Genomic DNA, 20,713 nt, shown 5'->3' with positions numbered 1-20,713 from the left:
AAAACGGCTCTCATCCGTTTTTTCTTGTATTTAAAAGAGTCCCCATAACTTCTTACAACTATTTTTACGGGAAGGATCCAAAACATCCGTAACCCCAATCTTATTTAACTTGTGTAGTAACTCTTCCTCGCTATGCTTGATTTTATAATCTAACTCCTCCCCATAGAGCGGAATTAACGTATAAAAGTGCACCACTTTCTCATGGGTCATTTCTAAATTAAAGAAACCGGCTTTATCTTTTACATCTGGAACCCAAACGAACATCCCTTGAAATCCTGTATCCTCACTATAAGGCTGGGCGGGATTACCGTTCACAAGCGTATGCCCCATATAAAGCCATGTATTATATTCATGCGGAAACCTAGCCATTGTTTTCAGGGCTCGAATCGGCCAATAATTCCGTTCATCCTTAAAAGCCTCATCCGACAGCTTCCAGGTTGGAGGGAGACAAATCATTAATTCAGCATATTGATATTCTTCTGCACCTTCTGGCACCGTCATCGGTAATTCGCTCATTCCAGAAGTAATTAAAGTATAGAAGTTCCGCTCAGGCGTCGGATCAAGAATTAGAATATCTATCGACAGAACACCTGAAATAATTTCTTTAAAAACATTATCAATAACACCTATGTATTTTTCAATATGATTACATATTTTCTCATTAGACTGAGCAGAATGCATTCATAATTCCCCCCCTTATATATGTTTATCGGTATAAACAAAGGAGAGTTTATTGCTAATTCACAGAATTTCTTCTCCACTACCATGGATCTCACAAAAATCTTTATGAACCCTACTAATTAATGCCGAATAACCTTGCCCCTGATCTAAAAGATGCTCCAAAAGGAACTTACTTATAAGCTCATTTAGGCAAGTATGAATTTCACTGGTTCTTTGTTTTAAATTCTCTCCTTCCTCATAAAGGGGCAGATCGCTAAATGACATATGTGTAGCCTTTCGTATTTTCAGAAAAGATTTATATCCGTTCCAATTCTGAAAAAGCGCCTCTTGTCCTTTGATGAAATCATTTGCCAGTTTCTCCTGTAATATATTACTTAAGGATTCTAAGGTGGAGGCCTTTTGCCTTAATACAAGAAGCGGCACAGTATTGTTCTTCTCTTCATTCTCAATATATAAGTGCATGCTTGCATCTAATAAAATAGCAGCTTTAATTCTATCGTCTTCCATAGTTAAATCTAATGCAGTAGCACCGCCGATGGAATGGCCGATAATACCAATCTTATTCATATCAAATAAGCCCTTCACATCTTTATCCATAGAATTAAGCGTGGACAGGTGATCCAGAACGTATTGAATATCTTTTTTTCGAATGGAAATTAAGTTATGTAAATCGGTATAATCCGCAGCTTTTATTTGCCTCATAGCTTCGGATTGATTAATAAATTCTCCACTAGGGCAAACAGTAAACATAGCTTCGTACGCAGCACTGACCGTTACCACTATGAAACCTTGCTTGGCCAGCGCTTCTATATTATAAATATACATATCTCTATCTAAACCTAATGCAGGTGAGTAGATGATGACTGGATAGGAGCGTTTGGATTTGCTTTGAAAGGTCCGATCGCTGATTGAGGTAGATAATGTATTTATGATTTCCATGTTCATGCCAATATCTTGTAGAAGCTCTCTCGCCTGTTGTTGACAGGGCCCGAAAAGCTCCATATATTTCATTGCAGATGCGTTTTTATTTAATACACCCTCTGTATCCGGATAATAAATACTTATAACTATTTTCCTTCCCTCTGACTCTTTTTGGAACGTTTCCGTGCGTGTGTAATCCTTCAATAATTCAACCTTTCGAAAAACTCCCATTGCCCCACCCCATTTTTCCTAATATTCTATATTTTAATTGATTTTCCCATTTACTGAAATGCAATCTCCTTAATGTCCATAATAATGTCGATTACAATGAATGGAATGAAGCTGTATGAACGGTTATAATACCTAAGTGCATAAGAAATCTCTAAAAACTTCAGGGATGTGGAAAATTTAATGGTGAATAATTCAGCATATACACTTTATTTACGTGAGGATTGGAAAAAACTAAGCGATTTCACCGCTATCCAATTATCAGAAGAAGAACTTATGGAAGTCCAAAGTATTAATGAAAAAATCTCCAGCGAGGATGTTAACGAAGTCTATCTTCCTCTGTCCAATTTACTAAATCTGCAACTTCTATCTGCTCATAAATTTAATGAGTCTATAAATCACTTTCTAAACAATGATCTAAAAAAAGGTCCATTTATCATAGGTATCGCGGGAAGTGTCGCTGTTGGTAAAAGCACTACGGCCAGACTCCTACAAAAACTCCTCTCACAATTACCTTCCCATCCAAAAGTGGATTTAGTTACGACTGATGGGTTTCTACATCCCAACGCAGAGCTGGAAAAGCGCGGTATAATGACGAAAAAGGGCTTTCCTGAAAGCTACGACACGCGTAGTTTAATTTCTTTTTTAACGGATGTGAAGTCTGGGGTGCCGCGGGTCCAAAGCCCTGTATACTCTCACTTAACTTATGATATTGTGCCAGATGAATATATTACGATTGAGAATCCGGATATTCTAATTGTTGAGGGCTTAAATGTTCTTCAGACTGCGATTACAAATAATCATAATATGCCTAACTATTTTGTATCTGATTTCTTTGATTTTTCTATTTATGTGGATGCCGATGTGAACGATATCGAGACATGGTACATTGATCGGTTTATTAAACTCAGAGATACTGCCTTCCAAGATGAACAATCTTATTTCAAAAAATATGCACAGCTGTCTCTAGAGGAATCTATTGAAATCTCAAAGCGGATCTGGAAAGAAATAAACTACGTTAATTTGCAGCAAAATATTCTGCCCACTCGAAATCGTGCGGATCTTATAATGCATAAGGACAACAATCATCACGTAGATCAAATTAAGCTGCGAAAATAAAGATTGAAGTCCTTAGCCGACCAAGTTGCTGAGATTCAGCACTTGGTTTTTTGGTGTTCACATCAAATTGGGTGAATATTCTGGGTTTAATGTCTCTGTCCTCTGATCAAGGCGAACGTATACTGTGGTACATTCGTACACAAACGTGAAGAGAGGATAAATCAAATGATCGATATCGCCTTGGCTTTTCAAGATAAGGATGGGAAATATGCTGAACATGCCGGAGTCGTTCTAGCGTCAATTTTTCATCATACGAGTTCCCCAATTCATATTCATATTTTACATGATGTTTCTTTAAGTGAAACTAATAAGCGCAGGCTTAGCGCATTAACTACAAAACATAATCATACCCTTAGCTTTTATTCAATCACTATGCCCGATGATCTAACTCAGGTGCTAGCCAATGTTAACTCCATTAATGTATGGACGCAGGCATGTATGTATCGATTGCTTCTTCCTGCACTAATACCCGTGGACAAAATCATCTATCTGGACTGCGATGTATTAGTAAATATGGACATTACTGAATTATGGCAGGTTGAACTGAATGACAAGTATTTGGCCGCAATTTGGGACCAGGGAATTAGAGAGGTTGCTCATATTGTGAGCGCTAAGGGATTAAATCCTGATCTTTATTTTAATTCCGGAGTGATTTTATTTTCTTTGCATAATATCCGCCAGAATACCAACTGGTACGAAGAAATGCTAACCTTCCTACGTACCTTTCCTGATGTCACCATGCCAGATCAGGATGTTCTGAATGCAGTTTTTGGTGGGAATTACCTCCCCCTTGATATCCGTTTTAATTCGTTCAACACAAACATTCCGGACCATGATTTCACTAACAAAATCATCCATTTTGCCGGAGATGATAAATGCTGGAATAAAGATTCCGCGGGTTCATCCCTATATCAGCAATTCCTAAAGCTAACCCCTTGGAGAATCACCAGAGCCAAAATCAGACGAAGAAAACGGAAAAGCAGCCCTTTAAAACCACACCTCACCCGAAAAAGAAACAAGCAGAAAATAAAAATTGTTCAGTTGAACTTAACCCCTATTCTTTTAGCCGATTTAAAACAAATTAGACCGATTAGACCGATTAGAAAAAGCCCCATTTGATATGGGGCGGCATTTCTTTAGTTCACTTTTGTAAAAAACCATTTCTGAGCATCACTCCCGTTATCCGTCCACTGCTGAACTGCTGCACCATCGGCTGTTGATGCTCCGGATACATCCATGGCTAATCCGCTCACTTTTGAAATAAGCTTATAATAGCCCCCTCCAACATCAATAATGCTCCATCGCTGAGCGTTGGTACCATTGTCATCCCATTGCTGCAGCTGTACACCGCTCGCGGTTGATGAGTTCGGCACATCCAACACTTTTCCACTATGCACTGCCGTAAGCTTGTAATAACCGTCGCCTGTACTCTCCACTTTAAATTTCTGATTATTGGCAGTGTAATTGGTCCATTGCTGCATTTTCGCCCCGCTTGCTGTGGATACATCCACTACGTCCAGAACCTTGCCACTAGCCTTGTCAGCTAAAGTGTAAATCCCACCACTAACGATGCTTGAGGTAGGCGCAGCCTGATACACACGTACGTAATCAACCAGCATTTGAGCTGGGAAAGCAGTTGAAGCATTTGGACTTCCCGGCCAATTTCCACCCACGGCAAGGTTTAGCAGGATGAAGAAAGGTTTCTGGAACTCCTCCGTATTTCCGGTTCCGTTCTCAATATAAAAAGCATTAAATGGGTTGCCGTCTACAAACCATCTTATATAATTCGCATCCCATTCCACGCTGTACACATGGTACTGTGAGAAATCGAGGTTACCAGACACCTGACCGTACTCGGCATGCCCATTGGCATCCCAATGTACCGTCCCGTTAACAAAAGCATTATTGTTCACACGCTCCATAATGTCCGTTTCCCCAGATTTCGGCCAACCCACTGAATCAATATTCGCCCCAAGCATCCAAAATGCTGGCCAGAGTCCCTGTCCTGAAGGCAATTTGATTCTAGCTTCGATTTTTCCGTAGGTGAAGCTTTTGAGTCCCTGTGTTTTGATCCGTGCAGAGGTATAATTCATCCCCCCGTACGACTCCTTTTGTGCAGTAATCACTAAATTCCCACCCGTTACCTGCAGGTTCTGCGGACGACTGGTATAATACTGAAGCTCATTGTTTCCCCAACCCCCGCTACCCGTACCTATTTCCGCCGACCAATTATTAGTGTTCAGAGAATTCCCATCAAATTCATCGCTCCATGCCAGATTCCAGCTTGATGCCGCGCTTGAACTCCCTGTAGGTACCCAAGCAATTAAGAGGGTGAACAGCAGAAATAGACTTAACATTTTTCCTTTTCGTAACATCGTCTTTTCCTCCTACTGATTTCATTGCGCGGCGCGCTCGCACATTTGAAACCGGTTTCGAATAATGGATAAAACAAAACGTTATCCCATAAACAGCTATAACAGCCAGAGTCAGGTTAACGCCTCGCTTCATTTGATGTGTACGTCTTTTCTAAACGCAATATGCCAACATTTCGATTAAAGGGACCATTTTCCATAGTTCTGCATGCTTAATGTCCAGGTTTTCTCTGCGTATTTTACCGTCGCCATACTCTCTGAGAGCGTCCATGCGATACCAGCATACTGGTCCTCTTGATCGTCAAGGAATGATTTCCAATGTTGTCCCCCGTCTATCGTTATATATAACAATGTATGTTCATTTTCAGCGGGCCGAGTAATTAAGATTCCTTGATCCTTCGTAAGAAAGAGGGGAGGATAAGCATAGATTTGCGAGTTTACTAACTCATCCGGCACTGTGACTGTCTGTTCACTCCAGGTAACTCCACCATCCATTGTTTTATATAAACCAACTTTTCCCTGCCAAGGCGCATTCGTTGTAATCCAGCCTTCTTTTTCGTTAACAAAAGTAAGTCCCGATTTCACTCCGCTAGGAAGAGTACTTCCTGCTTGTAAGCTATCCCCAATCTCCTTCCAAGTCTCTCCCCCATCACTAGTTGTATAAAGCTCCATATCTTCACGTGACATTCCTTGAAAAGGATAGACTGCTTTCCAACCTATATTTTTGTTGAGGAACACAGTATCTTCTCTGCGGTTATCTGAAGGATCAGGAGAAGGAGAAGTTTCCTGATTAGAGGTTGGATGAGGAATTGGAGTGGAATTGGAACAACCAGATGCTATCACTGCAGCAATTAGTAGTATTGAAACTAGATATTTCATCTTGTTACCACGCCTTCGTTTATTTTTCTAAAAAAGTATAGTGGTGCTGTACATATAGCTTGGTCCGCAAACGTATTCCGTAAATGAAATTTTATCCTAAACTATCTGAAAAGTATTTACAGTTTCTTTATATAATCCAGCAACACCAAGACCTATCGGACCGAGGAGACGTTATTGGTTCATTTTCAAAAGAATTCTTCTGTTAACGGACTGAGATGCAACTATTTGGCTAATCCTCCTACTTTTATAGGCAATAAACAGACAATAAGGGCTATACGGTCCGCGAGTTCGGTAAATGGAGCTAAAAAGCAAAGATAAGCGCTATACAGTCCGTAGATGATGTGAACGAAACCTTCAAGCAGCAGGTTATCAGCTTAAAGCTATCAGCTCAAAGTAGATATGAATGAATTCATCAAGCAAGGATCTACTCTTTGAATGTCAAAAGAAAAAGAAACGGCATTTCTGCCGTTTCTTTGGGTTATGGATGGTCAGGACTCAGAGCCTGTTTTACTCCAATCCATGTTCTTTGCGGATGTTATACATGCCTTGAACAAGCAGTTCGGATGGATCCCGGTTCAATTGCAAATGAGTCAGCAACAGATGAAGCGGGAATGCGCATACGTTATTCCCATCGGTGATCGCTGGAAATCCAGCCTCGAAGACTGGTCCCAATTTCTCGTTCCAAGCTAGCCCGACATGCACTTTTTCTGGAGCAAATTCTTGGGTAATTTCCTCAATACAAAGCGGAACTAACACATTATCAATGATCCCTTTTGCTTCTTCTTCACTTGCTGGTGGTTTTGGAAGTGTTTTGCCTCCCTCAATTTTCATCAGCTCAACGAAGAATGAGGCCATCCATGCTGCCGGATCCTTACCCGACTGGAATCTTGCAATTAACTCGCGCAGAAAAAATCCGCAAGAATACACCTGATCTAATTCAGTTTTCACGTGAAAAACAAAAACAGGGCCGTAGGCTTCCATGTTCAATACTTGTCCTTCAACATCTTTAAAGTGTACTCTCAACGCTACAAGGCCGTTATGGTGAACAGCCTTTAGCAGCTGCGCCATATCCTCTTCAGACATTTCTGTATTATCATTTACTTCCTCATTCTCATTTGTTATTTCATTTTCATTAGTCGTCTCATTGTTCATTTTATAATTCCCTCCCATACCTATCATACCATCTAGCGAATTGAAGGAACACTTTATAATAGAACAATTTCTACCAGATTGCAGAGAAAACAAAAAAACGGCAGCTTTGCCGTTTCTCTGTTCGTCTCGCTGGAGCTTAAAAGCTAGATCATATCCCTTACTTTCTTCACTATTTTTCCAGTTAATTGATTAATATCGCCCTCATTTAACTTATAAGCTGAGGTATCTTTACGTGCAGGCTTGTGATCTGCTGATATCAGATCTGCGATATGCTGCTCGATGAATACAACAGGGTCTGCTCCAGTTCTTTTTCTAAGCTCCCCTGGCACCTTCGGATTTGGACCGTCAGCTCCACCATTGATTGAAAGGTAACCATACTTTTGCGGATTTTTCTTCAAGTACTCTAAATAGGCACGGAGCGGTGTGGCCACTTTCCCCATCCAAACCGGTCCAAAAAATAGGATAATATCATATTTTCCTAATTGCTCAGGCTTCGGTTGAACCAACGGTATCCTGTCAAAAATCATATCAAAGGTAATCCTACCGAGTGTTCGGGGTTTAGCTTCCGAGATTCGTATATATTCAGCCGACAACGCTTTCGCCACACTCCTTGCTAATGCTTCATTATTACCTGTGAATGAATACGAAATGACTGCAATGTTCATATAAATTCTCCTTAAAATGAATTATTTCGTCTCCGCCTGCAGTAGGGCATTTTCGAGTGCCTTAAGATGTGTTTTAGAGGTAAGCGTTGCCCCGCTGATAACGTCCACCTGAAGAGACTGCGATTCAATCACATGACCAAACAAATCACCAATGCTTAGCCCACCCTTCAGTTCAGCAGGGTTCCCTGTTTTGTCCAAGGCACCTTTGAGTATTTTGATATCTGACAGCCGTCCAGCAGATATTGTGGCCTTCACCTTGGTATCTCTGGAATGATCTTTGATGCCAATGTATTCCCCCACATAGCTGCCCTCCCGCAGTTTCTGTATATTTATGGCGTTGATAGTAAGCTGCTGAACTTCATGCCTTCCCGGAGCAGATAAGAGAATACCACCTATCCAACCTATGACTGTAATCCCGCATAGAATGCTGAGAACAATAATCCATTTATTGAATTTTCGCTTTTTTCCTCTTCTCTTACTCACCTGCTTGCCTCCTTCCTTTTGCTTTAAAATTTGAATGAATATTTAATAATTCATTCATTTCACTAAAAAAAAAACTGCACCATAAGTGTATTAGGGGCAGTCTGTCAAACCCTTCATAATTAGTTCCAGCATATTGTCCAAAAGTTGTGGAAAATACTCCAGCCCGATTTCTTCCTTGTGGGTTTCCACATTAATCATTGCGCCGAAGATCATCATAATCATTTTACTATCCATATCGCTGCGCATTTTACCATCGGCTTGCCACTGCTTAATGATTTCATGGAAGCTATCATACAAGAAGTCGTTTACCTGAATGTTGGTTTCTTCCCGGTACAACTGTTCGATTTTTGCGAAAACACTTTTGTTATACCATTCCTTAAGAATGGGGTTGGCTATCATACCTTCCAAATTAAGCACCATCATCTGCCGTATTAGTGCTAATGGGCTTTGGCTCATATCCAGCGATTGCATACAGCTTTTTTTGAGCTTTTCGTTTTCCTCTAAAAAAATATCCATAAAAAGCTTTTCCTTAGAGGGATAATAGTTGTAAAAACTTCCTACAGCTATTCCAGCCATTGTGGTAATGCCAGAAACATTCGTGTCTTTAAAGCCTTTATTGCTAAATAGCTCTTTCGCACATTGGTATATCTTTGTTTTTTTGTCTTCCACTTTTCGTCTCTCCGTGAATGAATAATTATTTTTTCATTCATATCATAGTGTTAACAGCAGAATATGTCAATGCACAAATAGATCACCAAAAGCATCAACATCCTTAGCCGAACCAATGCCGCTGTTATATTCCACCCAGCCCTTACGCCCCTCACCATCATTGTCATTGACCAATAACGAAAATTTCAGCTTCATTCCTGGCTTCACCTGTACATCGTCGGATTTTAGTTCACGCCAGGGAATGGCTAGTTCGTAACTGGTTTTTGAATCTTTACGTTCCACGGCATACTGTAATTCTATAGCATCACCCAAATTAAACCCCTTTGGTGCCAACCAGCACCATTTGAGTAATTCGCCCGTATCTCCGCGAGCCACACCGAGTTCATGGTACTCAGAATGCACCGTTCCATCCCCGTTAGCAATGCCAATTCCAATCTGGATGCTATCCCCACTCCAGATGGCATCTCCTGATGCTGACTGTGCGTGATAATCATCGATAACTTCTACCCCAAGGTAAAGATTGTCGGCATCCCATGCTAAGGAACCCTTGACGCTGAGATCCTGCTCTCCTTGCCAGCCCATGATTTTGACATCCTTCACATCAAAGGGAGCTTGATTCCCCCAGTCCGACAAGTTGCCATCGATTTGGACAGGCGGACTGAGTTTCGGCAACAGAAGCACGTTAGAAGAATCAACTGTCGATTGCAATAAGGTACCTATATCATTAAAAACTTTAAGCGACCGCTGGCCTCTTGCCAGCTCAGGAATCTCAAGACGAACGCTCTTACCCGGCTCCAGATTTTCCACAGTCGAAGCATAAGTACCTCGGGTAGATCGTCCCGTCTCATAATCAGCTTCCACTGAACCGCTGAAATTGCTTGTAGATTGATTAGTAACATCCATATGGGTTTTTATCTCTTTGGCAGACTCCTCATAAAAGGTCTCGTAATACACTGCCAGCGGGTCGATTACGTTGATATTCATAGTGAAGCTTGATGCCGCTGTAGGATCTGCACCCCGAGAGACGAACAGCGAATCGTTTCCGCGCACCAAGCTTTCCGGAACCTGTATCCGCAGCGAACCTTCTTCTTCTCCATTAAGCAGCCATCCCTCTGGCAAATCGATATTAAGCGGCTCCTTCGATGCGCTGCGATAAGCTTCAGGCAGCTTAATATCAAAAGCAGAACCAGAAGCAACCGTGATCCCCGAATTTTCCGGAAGACTCGCAAGGTCCGAACTGTTCATGACATTCCACAGAAAATGTGCTGTCGTCTCCATAATTTCATCGATGTATTTTTCATTTTTATAATCATGTCCGACTCCCTCCATCGTGAGCAGATTATGGTAAATACCTTTCTCTTTCAATTGAGCGGCTAGGTCAACACTATGCTGGTACGGCACCATTTTATCTATCGTTCCATGAATAATTAGGACAGGCGGCAGCTTGTTGTCAGCACTTCTTGTCAGTTCACCACCATAAATATCTATAATAGAAAATACAGACTTAACCAGGGAGGGATCTTTTGCTAAGGATAGATTCACAAAGTTCATGGCCAGATGACCTCCTGCTGAATCTCCGCCAATAACTATACTTTCCTTGTTCAATCCATAAGTCTCCGCATGCTGATTAATCCATTTGATCACATCATTTATATCCTCATTAGCATCATTAAGTGTGCGAGTAAAATTGAAAAACGGATCTTTTTTTAGCCTATAATCAATAGTGAGAACAGCATACCCCCGTTTCGCCAGGCCTTCGGAAAAATCTGCTGCATCAGACTTATCCCCTCCGGTATAACCTCCGCCATGAATAAAAATAAATACTGGCCTCTGATTGGTATCGTCTCCAATGGGCTGGTACAAATCGAGCTTCAGCGGTTCTTCAGCATCCGTCTCGTTTTTCTTACTTGCATACAAAATATCGTGTTTCACTGTAACTTTATATGCGGGATCCAAGTACTGCACCGGAGTTTCTCTGTTATTTACAGTAACGTTAGCCATTGTTGTGTTAGTATCAACAATACTCGTAGGCAGCACTTCCTGCACTTGCTTCTCCGAGGCGCTGTTATTTTCCCGGTGATTCAGCAGCAACCATGAACCTAATACAATAAACAGAATAAGAACAACATAAATAGGCCTTCGCTTCATTAGGACAACCTCCCAGAATGATTTTGAAACCAAGAAAAGTAACGTAATGCCAATAACATCATTCTAGAATTCAAGATAGCGTTTAACAATTATGTATTCCTTCGTGAATTAGGTTTAATAATACGAATTTATAATAAAAAAAGAGGACATCCATAGGTTGGAGTGCCCTCTTATTGCGCAAGAATTAGAAAAATTCTGTCTAATCTTTGCCAAAATGCTTAATTACAACATTATTAAAAATCGCGGTGCCACCTTCAGAAAACAAGGTAATGCCTTGATCATTTATTTCCGGGAAGATTTCATTAGATAATACAATTTCACCATCATCTATAAAAACTTCAATACTTGTTCTATCCACAAGGATCTTCAGATGCACTTTTTTCTTGTTCACATCAAAGGGGGCCTTGCTTTCAAGATATCTGTCACTCTCATCAGGTTGTCCAGTGAAGGCTCGGTTAACATAAGAATATTGTCCTTCAACAAACACTCCTACGTCCACGTGGCGCGTCTTATCTGCGGATTCACGAAGTCTTAAGCCTACATTGGTAATCTCTGACCAAGATAGATCTGCATCGAGCTGGTAATTTTCGCCTGTGATATCAAGTGTTGACGAGCCGTTCACTTTTATTTGTTGCAAGGAATCCGTTGAAGTTACCATTTGATCTAATGCTTCGATGGGCTGTGATACTAACTGATACGACTGCTCTTCATCTCGTGTTAAATTTATTTGACGTACGATTGAATCCATTCCGTTAAAACCTTCGTTAAGATTGGGGGTAACATGAGGGTAATCCCAATTATTCATCCAGGCCAAAGCATATCGATGATTGTATTGATCCTTGTCCTTTCCCTCTTCAAAAGTCACAGCACCATACCAATCAAATCCATAATCTAGCCACTGTGGTTCATGATGATCCGCGATAAATTCATTCTCATTAAAATCTCCAGTCCAGTAGGCATACGTGTTAGGTTTACCTATCGACTTACCATTTGCACTGACCCCAAGAACCCATTTATAAGTGCCATCATTCGCCCGCATCATATAGAAGTCAGGACACTCTACAATTCCGATATTTTCTGTTTCGAAGCCGCTTGTGTAGTGCCAATCTTTTAAATTGTCAGACTCGTAAAAGCCCACTTTCGTACCTTCGGCTAGCGTCATCACCCATTTATGAGAATGTTGATCCCATATTACCTTCGGGTCTCTGAAATCTTCTGTGCCCGGATTTGGCAAAATAGGATCATCACTATAAGATTTAAACGTCAGCCCACGATCCGTACTGAACCATAAATATTGTTCTTGCTTCCCCGCCTCTGCAGAGGGCTGTGTTAAAATCGCCACAATAGCCCCTTCGCCAAAACCTGCTGTATTGCTCTCGTCAACAACAACAGATCCTGACCAGGGATCACCATTGGGTGTTGTATATTTTGGAATCGCAACGCCTTCATCTGCCCAGCTCACCAAATCCGTTGATGTGGCATGTCTCCATTCTGTACCATTTCCATCCGGGTAATCAGCATTATAGAGATAATAGTAATGATATTTACCATCAAAATAAATGGGTTTTTGCGGATCGTTTTTCCAATGCTCAGGTACAGTGAAATGATAGCTAGCCCGAGTGGTAGGTTTATGATCAGGAACGTCGGTCCCCGGCTTCTTCTTCTCTCCAGCGTCATAAGTTACTAATACTATCGTCACAAAACAAATTAAACAAAGGATTAATATAGTGATTCCTATCATTTTTTTCTTATTCAAAATATACCTCGCTTTTTTCACATTGCTAATCTCAGCTTATAAAAAGAAAAGTAAACGCCAACTACATTGGCATTTACTTTGTAAATGATTAATACGGTTTGTTACCTTTAAGCGTCAATTGCCCTTGTTCCAAAATGCTGTTCGGTACAACTGAAGTCTTGGAGCCTTTAATATTCAGCACAAAGCTTGGGGCAAAAGTGGAATGATGATCCCCAAAGTAACCTCTATTCGTCATGTAACTTGTGATGACTACATTATTACCTTTCGCTTGCGGAATCGCAAAGTGAGCATAAGTCCAGGTAATATCATAAGGATTAAGATCTTGATGGAGGACAAGTCCTGTACCATTTAATGGTTTATACGGTCCGGTTAAAGAATTAGATACGTACCCGAGCATATAGATGTCTTCATCATCAATGCCATCAATGAACATTTTAGAACCTCTTGAGCTTGTGAACAGATACCACTTGCCATTCAATTTAAATATGTTCGCACGTTCAATTTCATCTGTCACGGTGTTGGAGGCAAGTAGCGGCTTCATTTCTTTTTTGAATGTATAATCATTATTTAATTCAATGATACCGAGCGCACCATTCGCGGTTTCCGCAGATGTTTTGTCAGCACTGCTTAGTAATTTCTTTTTCTCCGCTTGGAAGAAGGCATTGCTATTACCATAATAAGCTTTGTTAAAGAGAGAGTCTTCACCCTGGTAACCCGTAGTTGTCCCTGTATTTGCTTCAAATACAAGATACTTGTGGCCTTTATCCTCCACATAGTGAGGATCTCTTAAGGTATGATTATCGTCGTAATCGCCTTTGCTAAAACCGGTGATATCAACACTTTGATAAATTTCACCTTGATTACCGTCATAGATGGATTTCATATCTTCTACGCCATCAATCTTAAGGGTATCCCCATCCGGGGCAGAGACATTAATTTGAGCTGTAGTTAAAGTTTGTTTCCCGTAAAATCCGCGATCTGGATCCCAAGGATGACGATTAGTGTAAAACAAGCGAACTTTGCCATCAGATGTCATGGTTGCTGAACCGGACCATTCTTCGGCTTGATTGTTTAAAACATAATCATCAGGAACAAGTTTGTCACTATCCTTAAACACTCTGCCGGCATTCTTCCAGCTGCTGATAGAGTTGTCTCCTTCTTTCTTATAGAACAAATAAATAAATGTGTCTGATCCATTATTAGGGTCGCCCGCCAGACCAAAAACAATTTGATACCCCTTATAACTGGCTACAGTTCCATCTGCATTTTGCAGCGGCCAAGTATCCCAAACATCCATTTCAATTTTGTTTCCATTCTCATCGAACTTAATGGCTGCAGGAATGTTCTCAATCGTTGAAGCATCAAATTTTGGGACTTGGAATTGTTTACTATTTTGTTGTTTGGGTAATTTTAACATGTCAGCGCGAGTGATATGAGAGAAACCATAGTCATTGTACTCCGGCTTGTTCGGCTTGTTATTTCCTTTCGCAAAGGTTTGAGTAGCTCCACCTAACATTAAAGCAGCTGTAAAGGTTAGGATTGTTGTTTGTTTAATCATTTTCTTGAAATTCATCATCTAACTCCTCTTATACTTTAAATTTGGGTTTCGATCTTCCTTTGTGCTGTTCCCCTTTTAAATTCTAATGAAGAGTAGACGTTATGAGTATGTCGTAAATTGATGCATTTACAGGGTTATATTGATTTGGTTTTATTACTTCACATGGGTATCCCACGATTTTTGAAGCTCTTGAAGCAATTGATCCCGATTAATTTGCTCTCCTACATAAGCTTGCATAAGATAGCCAAACTCCTCTCTTGCTCTGGGAGGGAATTTGAACCAATTCCAAGATAAAGTTTTCTGTTCATCGACGTATCGCATAAGATCTTTTACAAGCGCTCCCGAACGGTCCGTCTCTATATTTTTAAAAGCTGAAATAAAATGAAAGCGATCCTTCATGAACTTTTTCCCTGTTTCCGAGGAAAGCATCCAGTTCAAAAACTTTTTGGCTTCCTTCTTCTTTTCTGGCGAAGATTCTTTATTAACAGCCCAATTATTAGATACCCCTACTGGCAACGCATTGTTTTCGGCACTATCATTAATAGGCATGGGTAAAAAACCGATATTCATATTCGGCGATATTTGGTCAATTTTAGACTGAACCCAATTCCCTTGTTTTAGAATCGCCGTTCTCCCTGTTGCAAATAACTCAACTTCCGAATTATAATCTGTTGTCAAAAAATTTTCGTTACCATATTGTACGGTCAAATCCAGCATCCGAATGACATCTTTCACTTCCTTATTCTCTCGAAAAGATTGTGTTCCGTTGTTTAACCCTTGAATAAAAGCATCCGGGTCCTCCTGTTGTGCAATAGCAATATTCAACAGGAGTACAAAAAACCAATGATCGGAATACCCAACAGAAAAAGGAGTCACACCTATAGCCTTCAGCTTTTTCGCCGCCTCTTTTAATTCCGTAAACGTTGTTGGGAGAGGAGTAATCCCAGCCTTTGCGAATAAATCCTTATTATAAATAAAACCGTAGCCTTCAAAATTGATCGGCATCCCGTATATTTTCCCGTCCATCTTCATCGGTTCTAGCGCCTCGTCATAAGCCTGTTCCACCCAAGGTTGATCTGATAAATCCTCAAGATATCTACTCCATGCCTTCGCTTCTTCATAACCGCCATTTGGAAAAATATCCGGACCAACATTGGCCGCAAACCTCGCCTTTAGCTCATCAAGGTAGTTAGCTCCCCCGCCAAAGGTTAGAATTTCTACGTTAATATTCGGGTTTTCCTTTTCATATTCCTTAACCATCTGCTCGAATTCTATAGAGATTTCCACTTTAGGATTCAGTACCTCCAAAGTGACTGCCTTATCCGCTACCTTCAAATCCGCTTCCTTCAGTGGACGTGTATGCGCACCACATGAAGAAAGCGTTAGCGTAATCAACCCCACGATAATCATTTGAACCCTTTTTATTTTCATAATTCCCCCAGATGCATTCAACAATGAACTTATGTATTGGCTATCCTGACTTCCGCGTCTATTTCTCTTGCTCCCTGTGAATTACGATATTCAGCAGGCGTCATACCGACGTTTTTTTTGAACAGCTTAGAGAAATAAATCTCATCTTGATACCCTAGCTTTAAGGCAATCGAGTACATCTTTTCATCCGATTCTAGTAACCACTGTTTCGCTTGATTTATTCGTAAATGAATGACGTAATTAGTAAGAGTCATCCCTACTTCTTGCTTAAATCTCCGCGAGATATGTTCTCGGCTCAGAAAAAAACGGGTGGATAATTTGTCCAAACTTAGCTCTTCCATATAATGCTCATCAACAAATGCGACAATATCATTCATACGCCTAACATCATCTAAATCCGCCAAACGATGGATTGCTCTAAAATTTTGTTCAGCCATAGACCTTTGTACAGATTGAAAAGATAACGATATCTCTGCGAGCGATTGGATGGAGGGACCACTAACCAAACGAACAGGTATATCAAAATGCTGGGTAATCCATTCCTCTATCGGGAAAAACTGTCCATGAAGGGACAGAATCACACAGACATTAGGATCATTTTGAAGCGTAAATGCATTTCCCCACTCCCGTGTAGCCAGTTCTTCGGTCAAAAGCTGAATGTATGGCTCCGAATAATGAGATTGGTAAAAATACATCATGGTGAAGTCGTATACTTCTGCCTGTGGGAGAGCCGAGGCAATTTCGCCTGCATCAAAAGCTTCACCGTTACAAGCAGCAGTAATCTCCCTGTTTAAGCGAAACATTTTTACCTCTTCATAAAATCCGGACTCCATATTGCGACGTTCTCCCTCTTCTTGTTCCCAGGCTCTCAACGCCCCTTCTAAAGTTTCATTCAGCATTTCCTCTTCAATTGGCTTCATCAAATAATCAAAGCATCCCAGCTTAAACGCTTTACGCATGAAACAATAATCGTCAAACCCTGAAATCATAATCACTTTTCCCGGATAGTCTTTAGCAGCCAACCACTCGATTAACTCCATCCCGCTATTTTTGGGCATTTTGACATCTGTCATTATGATTTCTGGAGATTTCTGCTCAATCAACGCCTTAGCCTCGAGACCATTTCTGGCTTCCAGCACTTCGGTAATCCCGTATTGTTCCCACCGTCCCAAAAAACGGATGATTTTTCTAACATTAGACTCATCATCTACAATAAGAGCTTTCATAAACGTTACTTCTCCTTTAGGTAGAGTGGAATTACTAGCCGTACAGTGAACCCTTGTCCCTGCATCGAATCTAGTTTGATTCCCGCTGTCTGATCGAAATGAAGAACCAAGCGATCATGAATGTTTTTTAACCCGATATGTGCAAATGAAGGATTGCCTTCGTTAACCGGTGTGTAGAGATTATTTTTTAATGCCTCAAGTTCATCATCCGTCACGCTGTTTCCGTTATTTTCTACGACTAGATTCAAATATTCACCTTGTATTTCACCATAAATATGGATGTAAGCTTGTTCATAGCCCTCGTCATAACAGTGCTTAAAAATGTTCTCAACGAGCGGCTGCAAGATCATACTAGGAACCGGAATATCAAGAATATCTTTAGGTACATCAATGGAATAGCTAAAATCAGTCTGAAAACGTTCCGCTTGAAGATTCAAATAAGCCTGTACATAATCCACTTCGCTTTGAACCGTCGCCTTCTGATCCACACGAATCGAGTACCGCATCATTTTGGATAAAGAGGTAATCAGTTGATATACTTTTGGAGATTCAGAGAGTAGGGCAACAGCAGCAATAGATTGTAAAGAATTAAATAAAAAGTGCGGATTGATCTGCGACTTTAGCGCCCTATGCTGATTTTTCCTGTTCTCAATCTCAAGCTTATACTCCCGGTCAATGTGACGGTTGATCCGATTCATCATCTCCTTGATATGTCTTTCTAGAATACCGATTTCGTCCTCCCGCATATCGTCGAATGGGGCATTCATATTCCTCCCCTCGATACGCTGGACTTTTTGACTAAGCAGTTTTATCGGCCGTGTAAATCCATATGAAATGATTGTTATCATAATCAAGCCCAGTCCACCTACAACCACACCTACAATGATGTTTGTATAGGCGGTTTTCCTTACATCTTCAAATAAAAAAGAGCTCGGGGTTACCTTAGCAAAATGCCACTCTTTTATAGGTTCCTGCAATGTTCTAGTAAACACAATATCTCCTTCTGGAGATTTAGCAGCTGCCTGTGCTGGACTTATTTTCCTTTGCAGTTCATCGGGAACGGTTTTGCCTATCCATGTTTCATCACTTGCGTAAATGACATGATTTTCCGCATCGGAAAGCCATACGCTCTCTTTATTTTTCTGTAGAAAATGATTAGCGATATGAGCAATCTTGTCCAAATCAATATCTATAGTGATGACGCCCAGAAATTCCTGTGTTAGGACATCCACAATTTTGTGATGAACCGTCAAGACCATCGTTTTATCCGAAGGAGGCATAATGGAGGTGTCGTTATAGTTCTCAATCGGATGCGGAGCTTCAATAAGATCATTGCTATTAGAGCTCATCAGCTTCTGAATGGAAGCTTGCTGTAATAAACCCGGATTCCTTTTACGGGAACTTAACATGGCATTATAAACTGTAAATGAGCTTTTCCCTTCGTTTATGAATAAACGGATCTGACGAATTTCACTCCTCATGAGATAGAAGTTAGTCATACCCTTATTAATTTCAAGCTGCTTGTAATAAAAATCTTCTTCTAACCCTTCTTCAAACACCCTGAATAAGTCTGGATTTCGGTATAAAATATATGGAAGATTAATGATTTCATCAAAATATTGCTCTAGATCGGCTGACGCCTGCTGAATTTGCTCTTGGCTGTTCTCAAGTTCATGTCGTTCCACATTCTCTTTCGTCTGCCGATAGATCAACAACACGGATAAAAAATACGGTAGAATTATAAACACAAGCAGCAAGAATAATAAGCGCTTATGAATGCTTTTCAAATAAATACTCCTCTGTAAAAATTTCGGTTTTCAGCAAAAAATCTAATATCAGGTTTTATATTTTCACAAATATCCAACACAAAATCAAAATACTTGTTGCTGAGCAACAAGTATTTTTGCCGGATCAATATATGACAAACGCCAATCGTTTATTACCCAAATTATATCCATATGAAACAACCGTAAAGAAATTTCCGCAAATTAATCAGCTATTTGAAGATTGAAATAATTCCCTGCACAATGGGCTTCCAAAGATGTGGATATTCTTGCTGAATTAACTTTCTTACCTCCTCCCCCTTGATATCGTTGAAATTATTATCTTGAGTAATAAAGGTATAAGCACCTTTTACGGTATCCCCTATAGCTATATGCCCGCTTGCATATCCACCCATTGCAATATGGGAAGCGATAGAGAGACCACCCAAGGAGAACATACCTACAGCTAAACCTCCAACAGCAAATATCCCCAATGCTATTCCACCAACGGCCATTGTACCCGCCGCAATGCCCCCAACGGCTAACAAAAGCCCTAGAGCCAGACCTGCAAAACTGATGAGTCCTAAAGCAAGCGCACCTAAACATAATCCGCCCAAAGCAACAATACCAATGGATACCGCACCAATCGCAACATTACCTATGGCAATAACCCCTTTGGCAACGTATAGCCCCCGTCCGATATGGATATGAACCAGAGGAATTCCAAAGCATGTTCTCTTACTTTTGTACTCATAATGAAATAAGGAATTCAGATCTACATATACGGGGCTTGCGACATGCTCTGCTTTGGTATCGCTTGAAGCATCCTTCACCAGATGATCCAAACTTACGTGAAATAATTCACTTAAACTAATCATCTTATCCATTTCGGGATAGGATTGACCTGATTCCCACTTAGACACGGCTTGCCGCGAAACACCAATCACCTCGGCCAAGTTCTCCTGGGACATTCCTCTCTGTTTCCTATAGCTTTGCAATTTATTTGCAAAGTCCATTCGCCATCACCTCATGCTCATCATATTATAACGTTCTGTAATTGACTACCTATCTCCCCTTACATACTGTCAACCACTGGTTGCAAAGCTGATTTTACGGGCTTTTATCCTCATTAAACGTTCTTGATTCCCATTCTCCCTGTTTCCGGGCAAGACGATAGCGTATAATATACGAAATAGAATATTCATCAGAGGAGACTATAAAACCATGAAATTGAGTATGAATTGGATTACGCTTCGGGTCCGCGATCTGGAGGCTTCCCTTCATTTTTATAACCGGATACTGGGGCTACCCATTGAGCGTAGATTTGAGAGCAGTGGAAAACAGATCGTCATGTTAGGTCTGGAAGGGCAACCCAAGATCGAACTTATTCAGGGAAGTGACCCGGCTTTGAAGCCGGAATGTGGCGTTTCTGTGGGTTTCGAAGTGGAGTCACTTGATGAAGCGATGGAGAGTTTAAAAAGCCAAGGTATCCCAGTAGCGCGCGGACCAATCGCACCCAATCCCCACCTGCGGTTCTTTTATATCCTGGACCCGGACGGGTTTGAGGTGCAGTTAGCGGAGCATAACTAACGTTTATCAAGCGTTATTACCTCAAAAAGAAATAGACCGCCCTAACCAAAGGTAGCGGTCTATTCTGCCGTA

The 20,713-nt window shown here is 40.8% G+C and carries 18 protein-coding genes; 3 read left to right on the top strand and 15 right to left on the bottom strand.

All coding sequences use genetic code 11. The features are described 5' to 3' along the window. Positions 1–30: 30 nt before the first annotated feature. The gene (locus tag NST40_RS09810; RefSeq protein ID WP_076184305.1) at positions 31–681 is read right to left on the bottom strand and encodes a suppressor of fused domain protein; all 651 of its coding nucleotides are present in this window, start codon (positions 679–681) and stop codon (positions 31–33) included. A gap of 60 nt (positions 682–741) precedes the next feature. After that, a complete protein-coding gene (locus NST40_RS09805) occupies positions 742–1,833 on the bottom strand; it encodes a hypothetical protein (protein ID WP_342410630.1) in 1,092 nt (363 codons plus the stop codon). 180 nt (positions 1,834–2,013) lie between these two features. Between NST40_RS09805 and coaA the strand changes: the two genes are divergently transcribed. After that, positions 2,014–2,949, top strand: coding sequence for a type I pantothenate kinase (gene coaA / locus NST40_RS09800; protein WP_076124954.1), 936 nt, complete (start codon positions 2,014–2,016; stop codon positions 2,947–2,949). Between the two features lie 165 nt (positions 2,950–3,114). Beyond that, positions 3,115–4,068: a glycosyltransferase family 8 protein gene (locus NST40_RS09795; RefSeq protein WP_076124952.1), complete on the top strand. Its 954-nt coding sequence runs from the start codon at positions 3,115–3,117 to the stop codon at positions 4,066–4,068. 17 nt (positions 4,069–4,085) lie between these two features. On the opposite strand, the gene NST40_RS09790 is transcribed toward NST40_RS09795, so the two are convergent. The 13 genes from NST40_RS09790 to NST40_RS09730 form a co-directional block, all read right to left on the bottom strand. Next, positions 4,086–5,324: an RICIN domain-containing protein gene (locus tag NST40_RS09790; protein WP_036679228.1), complete on the bottom strand. Its 1,239-nt coding sequence runs from the start codon at positions 5,322–5,324 to the stop codon at positions 4,086–4,088. A 177-nt stretch (positions 5,325–5,501) separates the two neighbouring features. Beyond that, complete coding sequence (locus tag NST40_RS09785) at positions 5,502–6,200, bottom strand: hypothetical protein (protein ID WP_076219168.1); 699 nt, start codon at positions 6,198–6,200, stop codon at positions 5,502–5,504. Positions 6,201–6,707: 507 nt separating this feature from the next. Continuing rightward, positions 6,708–7,352: a hypothetical protein gene (locus tag NST40_RS09780; protein WP_076107537.1), complete on the bottom strand. Its 645-nt coding sequence runs from the start codon at positions 7,350–7,352 to the stop codon at positions 6,708–6,710. A 143-nt stretch (positions 7,353–7,495) separates the two neighbouring features. Then, positions 7,496–8,017: a hypothetical protein gene (locus tag NST40_RS09775; protein ID WP_342410629.1), complete on the bottom strand. Its 522-nt coding sequence runs from the start codon at positions 8,015–8,017 to the stop codon at positions 7,496–7,498. 21 nt (positions 8,018–8,038) lie between these two features. Further along, the gene (locus tag NST40_RS09770) at positions 8,039–8,500 is read right to left on the bottom strand and encodes an FMN-binding protein (RefSeq protein ID WP_342410628.1); all 462 of its coding nucleotides are present in this window, start codon (positions 8,498–8,500) and stop codon (positions 8,039–8,041) included. A gap of 90 nt (positions 8,501–8,590) precedes the next feature. Beyond that, on the bottom strand, positions 8,591–9,169 hold the full coding sequence (locus tag NST40_RS09765) for a TetR/AcrR family transcriptional regulator (RefSeq protein ID WP_076184298.1): 579 nt from the start codon (positions 9,167–9,169) through the stop codon (positions 8,591–8,593). Positions 9,170–9,235: 66 nt separating this feature from the next. After that, the gene (locus NST40_RS09760; RefSeq protein WP_342410627.1) at positions 9,236–11,317 is read right to left on the bottom strand and encodes a prolyl oligopeptidase family serine peptidase; all 2,082 of its coding nucleotides are present in this window, start codon (positions 11,315–11,317) and stop codon (positions 9,236–9,238) included. Positions 11,318–11,516: 199 nt separating this feature from the next. Beyond that, positions 11,517–13,058: a glycoside hydrolase family 32 protein gene (locus NST40_RS09755; protein WP_342410893.1), complete on the bottom strand. Its 1,542-nt coding sequence runs from the start codon at positions 13,056–13,058 to the stop codon at positions 11,517–11,519. A 103-nt stretch (positions 13,059–13,161) separates the two neighbouring features. Further along, entirely contained in the window at positions 13,162–14,646 is a 1,485-nt protein-coding gene (locus NST40_RS09750) for a glycoside hydrolase family 68 protein (protein ID WP_076219908.1), read from the bottom strand. A gap of 138 nt (positions 14,647–14,784) precedes the next feature. Then, positions 14,785–16,062 (bottom strand): ABC transporter substrate-binding protein, encoded by a 1,278-nt coding sequence (locus NST40_RS09745; protein WP_342410626.1) that lies wholly within the window; start codon positions 16,060–16,062, stop codon positions 14,785–14,787. 29 nt (positions 16,063–16,091) lie between these two features. Further along, positions 16,092–17,288, bottom strand: coding sequence for a helix-turn-helix domain-containing protein (locus NST40_RS09740; protein ID WP_076219905.1), 1,197 nt, complete (start codon positions 17,286–17,288; stop codon positions 16,092–16,094). Between the two features lie 5 nt (positions 17,289–17,293). Further along, entirely contained in the window at positions 17,294–19,075 is a 1,782-nt protein-coding gene (locus NST40_RS09735) for a histidine kinase (protein ID WP_342410625.1), read from the bottom strand. 209 nt (positions 19,076–19,284) lie between these two features. Further along, entirely contained in the window at positions 19,285–20,067 is a 783-nt protein-coding gene (locus tag NST40_RS09730) for a helix-turn-helix transcriptional regulator (RefSeq protein ID WP_036679206.1), read from the bottom strand. A 208-nt stretch (positions 20,068–20,275) separates the two neighbouring features. Between NST40_RS09730 and NST40_RS09725 the strand changes: the two genes are divergently transcribed. Continuing rightward, positions 20,276–20,641, top strand: a complete 366-nt coding sequence (locus NST40_RS09725) for a VOC family protein (protein ID WP_051491055.1) — start codon at positions 20,276–20,278, stop codon at positions 20,639–20,641. Positions 20,642–20,713 lie beyond the last annotated feature (72 nt).

This window comes from Paenibacillus sp. FSL R10-2778 (assembly GCF_038593035.1).
Classification (GTDB): domain Bacteria; phylum Bacillota; class Bacilli; order Paenibacillales; family Paenibacillaceae; genus Paenibacillus_AQ; species Paenibacillus_AQ odorifer.
Note: the sequence above shows the minus strand (reverse complement) of the source record. Positions and strands in the feature narration are given on the sequence as shown.

Bases quoted from the DNA above. Each gene is read 5' to 3' on its own strand.
- NST40_RS09810 (WP_076184305.1), bottom strand. From the start codon at position 681: ATGCATTCTGCTCAGTCTAATGAGAAAATATGTAATCATATTGAAAAA.
- NST40_RS09805 (WP_342410630.1), bottom strand. From the start codon at position 1,833: ATGGGAGTTTTTCGAAAGGTTGAATTATTGAAGGATTACACACGCACG.
- coaA (WP_076124954.1), top strand. From the start codon at position 2,014: ATGGTGAATAATTCAGCATATACACTTTATTTACGTGAGGATTGGAAA.
- NST40_RS09795 (WP_076124952.1), top strand. From the start codon at position 3,115: ATGATCGATATCGCCTTGGCTTTTCAAGATAAGGATGGGAAATATGCT.
- NST40_RS09790 (WP_036679228.1), bottom strand. From the start codon at position 5,324: ATGTTACGAAAAGGAAAAATGTTAAGTCTATTTCTGCTGTTCACCCTC.
- NST40_RS09785 (WP_076219168.1), bottom strand. From the start codon at position 6,200: ATGAAATATCTAGTTTCAATACTACTAATTGCTGCAGTGATAGCATCT.
- NST40_RS09780 (WP_076107537.1), bottom strand. From the start codon at position 7,352: ATGAACAATGAGACGACTAATGAAAATGAAATAACAAATGAGAATGAG.
- NST40_RS09775 (WP_342410629.1), bottom strand. From the start codon at position 8,017: ATGAACATTGCAGTCATTTCGTATTCATTCACAGGTAATAATGAAGCA.
- NST40_RS09760 (WP_342410627.1), bottom strand. From the start codon at position 11,317: ATGAAGCGAAGGCCTATTTATGTTGTTCTTATTCTGTTTATTGTATTA.
- NST40_RS09755 (WP_342410893.1), bottom strand. From the start codon at position 13,058: ATGATAGGAATCACTATATTAATCCTTTGTTTAATTTGTTTTGTGACG.
- NST40_RS09750 (WP_076219908.1), bottom strand. From the start codon at position 14,646: ATGAATTTCAAGAAAATGATTAAACAAACAACAATCCTAACCTTTACA.
- NST40_RS09745 (WP_342410626.1), bottom strand. From the start codon at position 16,062: ATGAAAATAAAAAGGGTTCAAATGATTATCGTGGGGTTGATTACGCTA.
- NST40_RS09740 (WP_076219905.1), bottom strand. From the start codon at position 17,288: ATGAAAGCTCTTATTGTAGATGATGAGTCTAATGTTAGAAAAATCATC.
- NST40_RS09730 (WP_036679206.1), bottom strand. From the start codon at position 20,067: ATGGACTTTGCAAATAAATTGCAAAGCTATAGGAAACAGAGAGGAATG.
- NST40_RS09725 (WP_051491055.1), top strand. From the start codon at position 20,276: ATGAAATTGAGTATGAATTGGATTACGCTTCGGGTCCGCGATCTGGAG.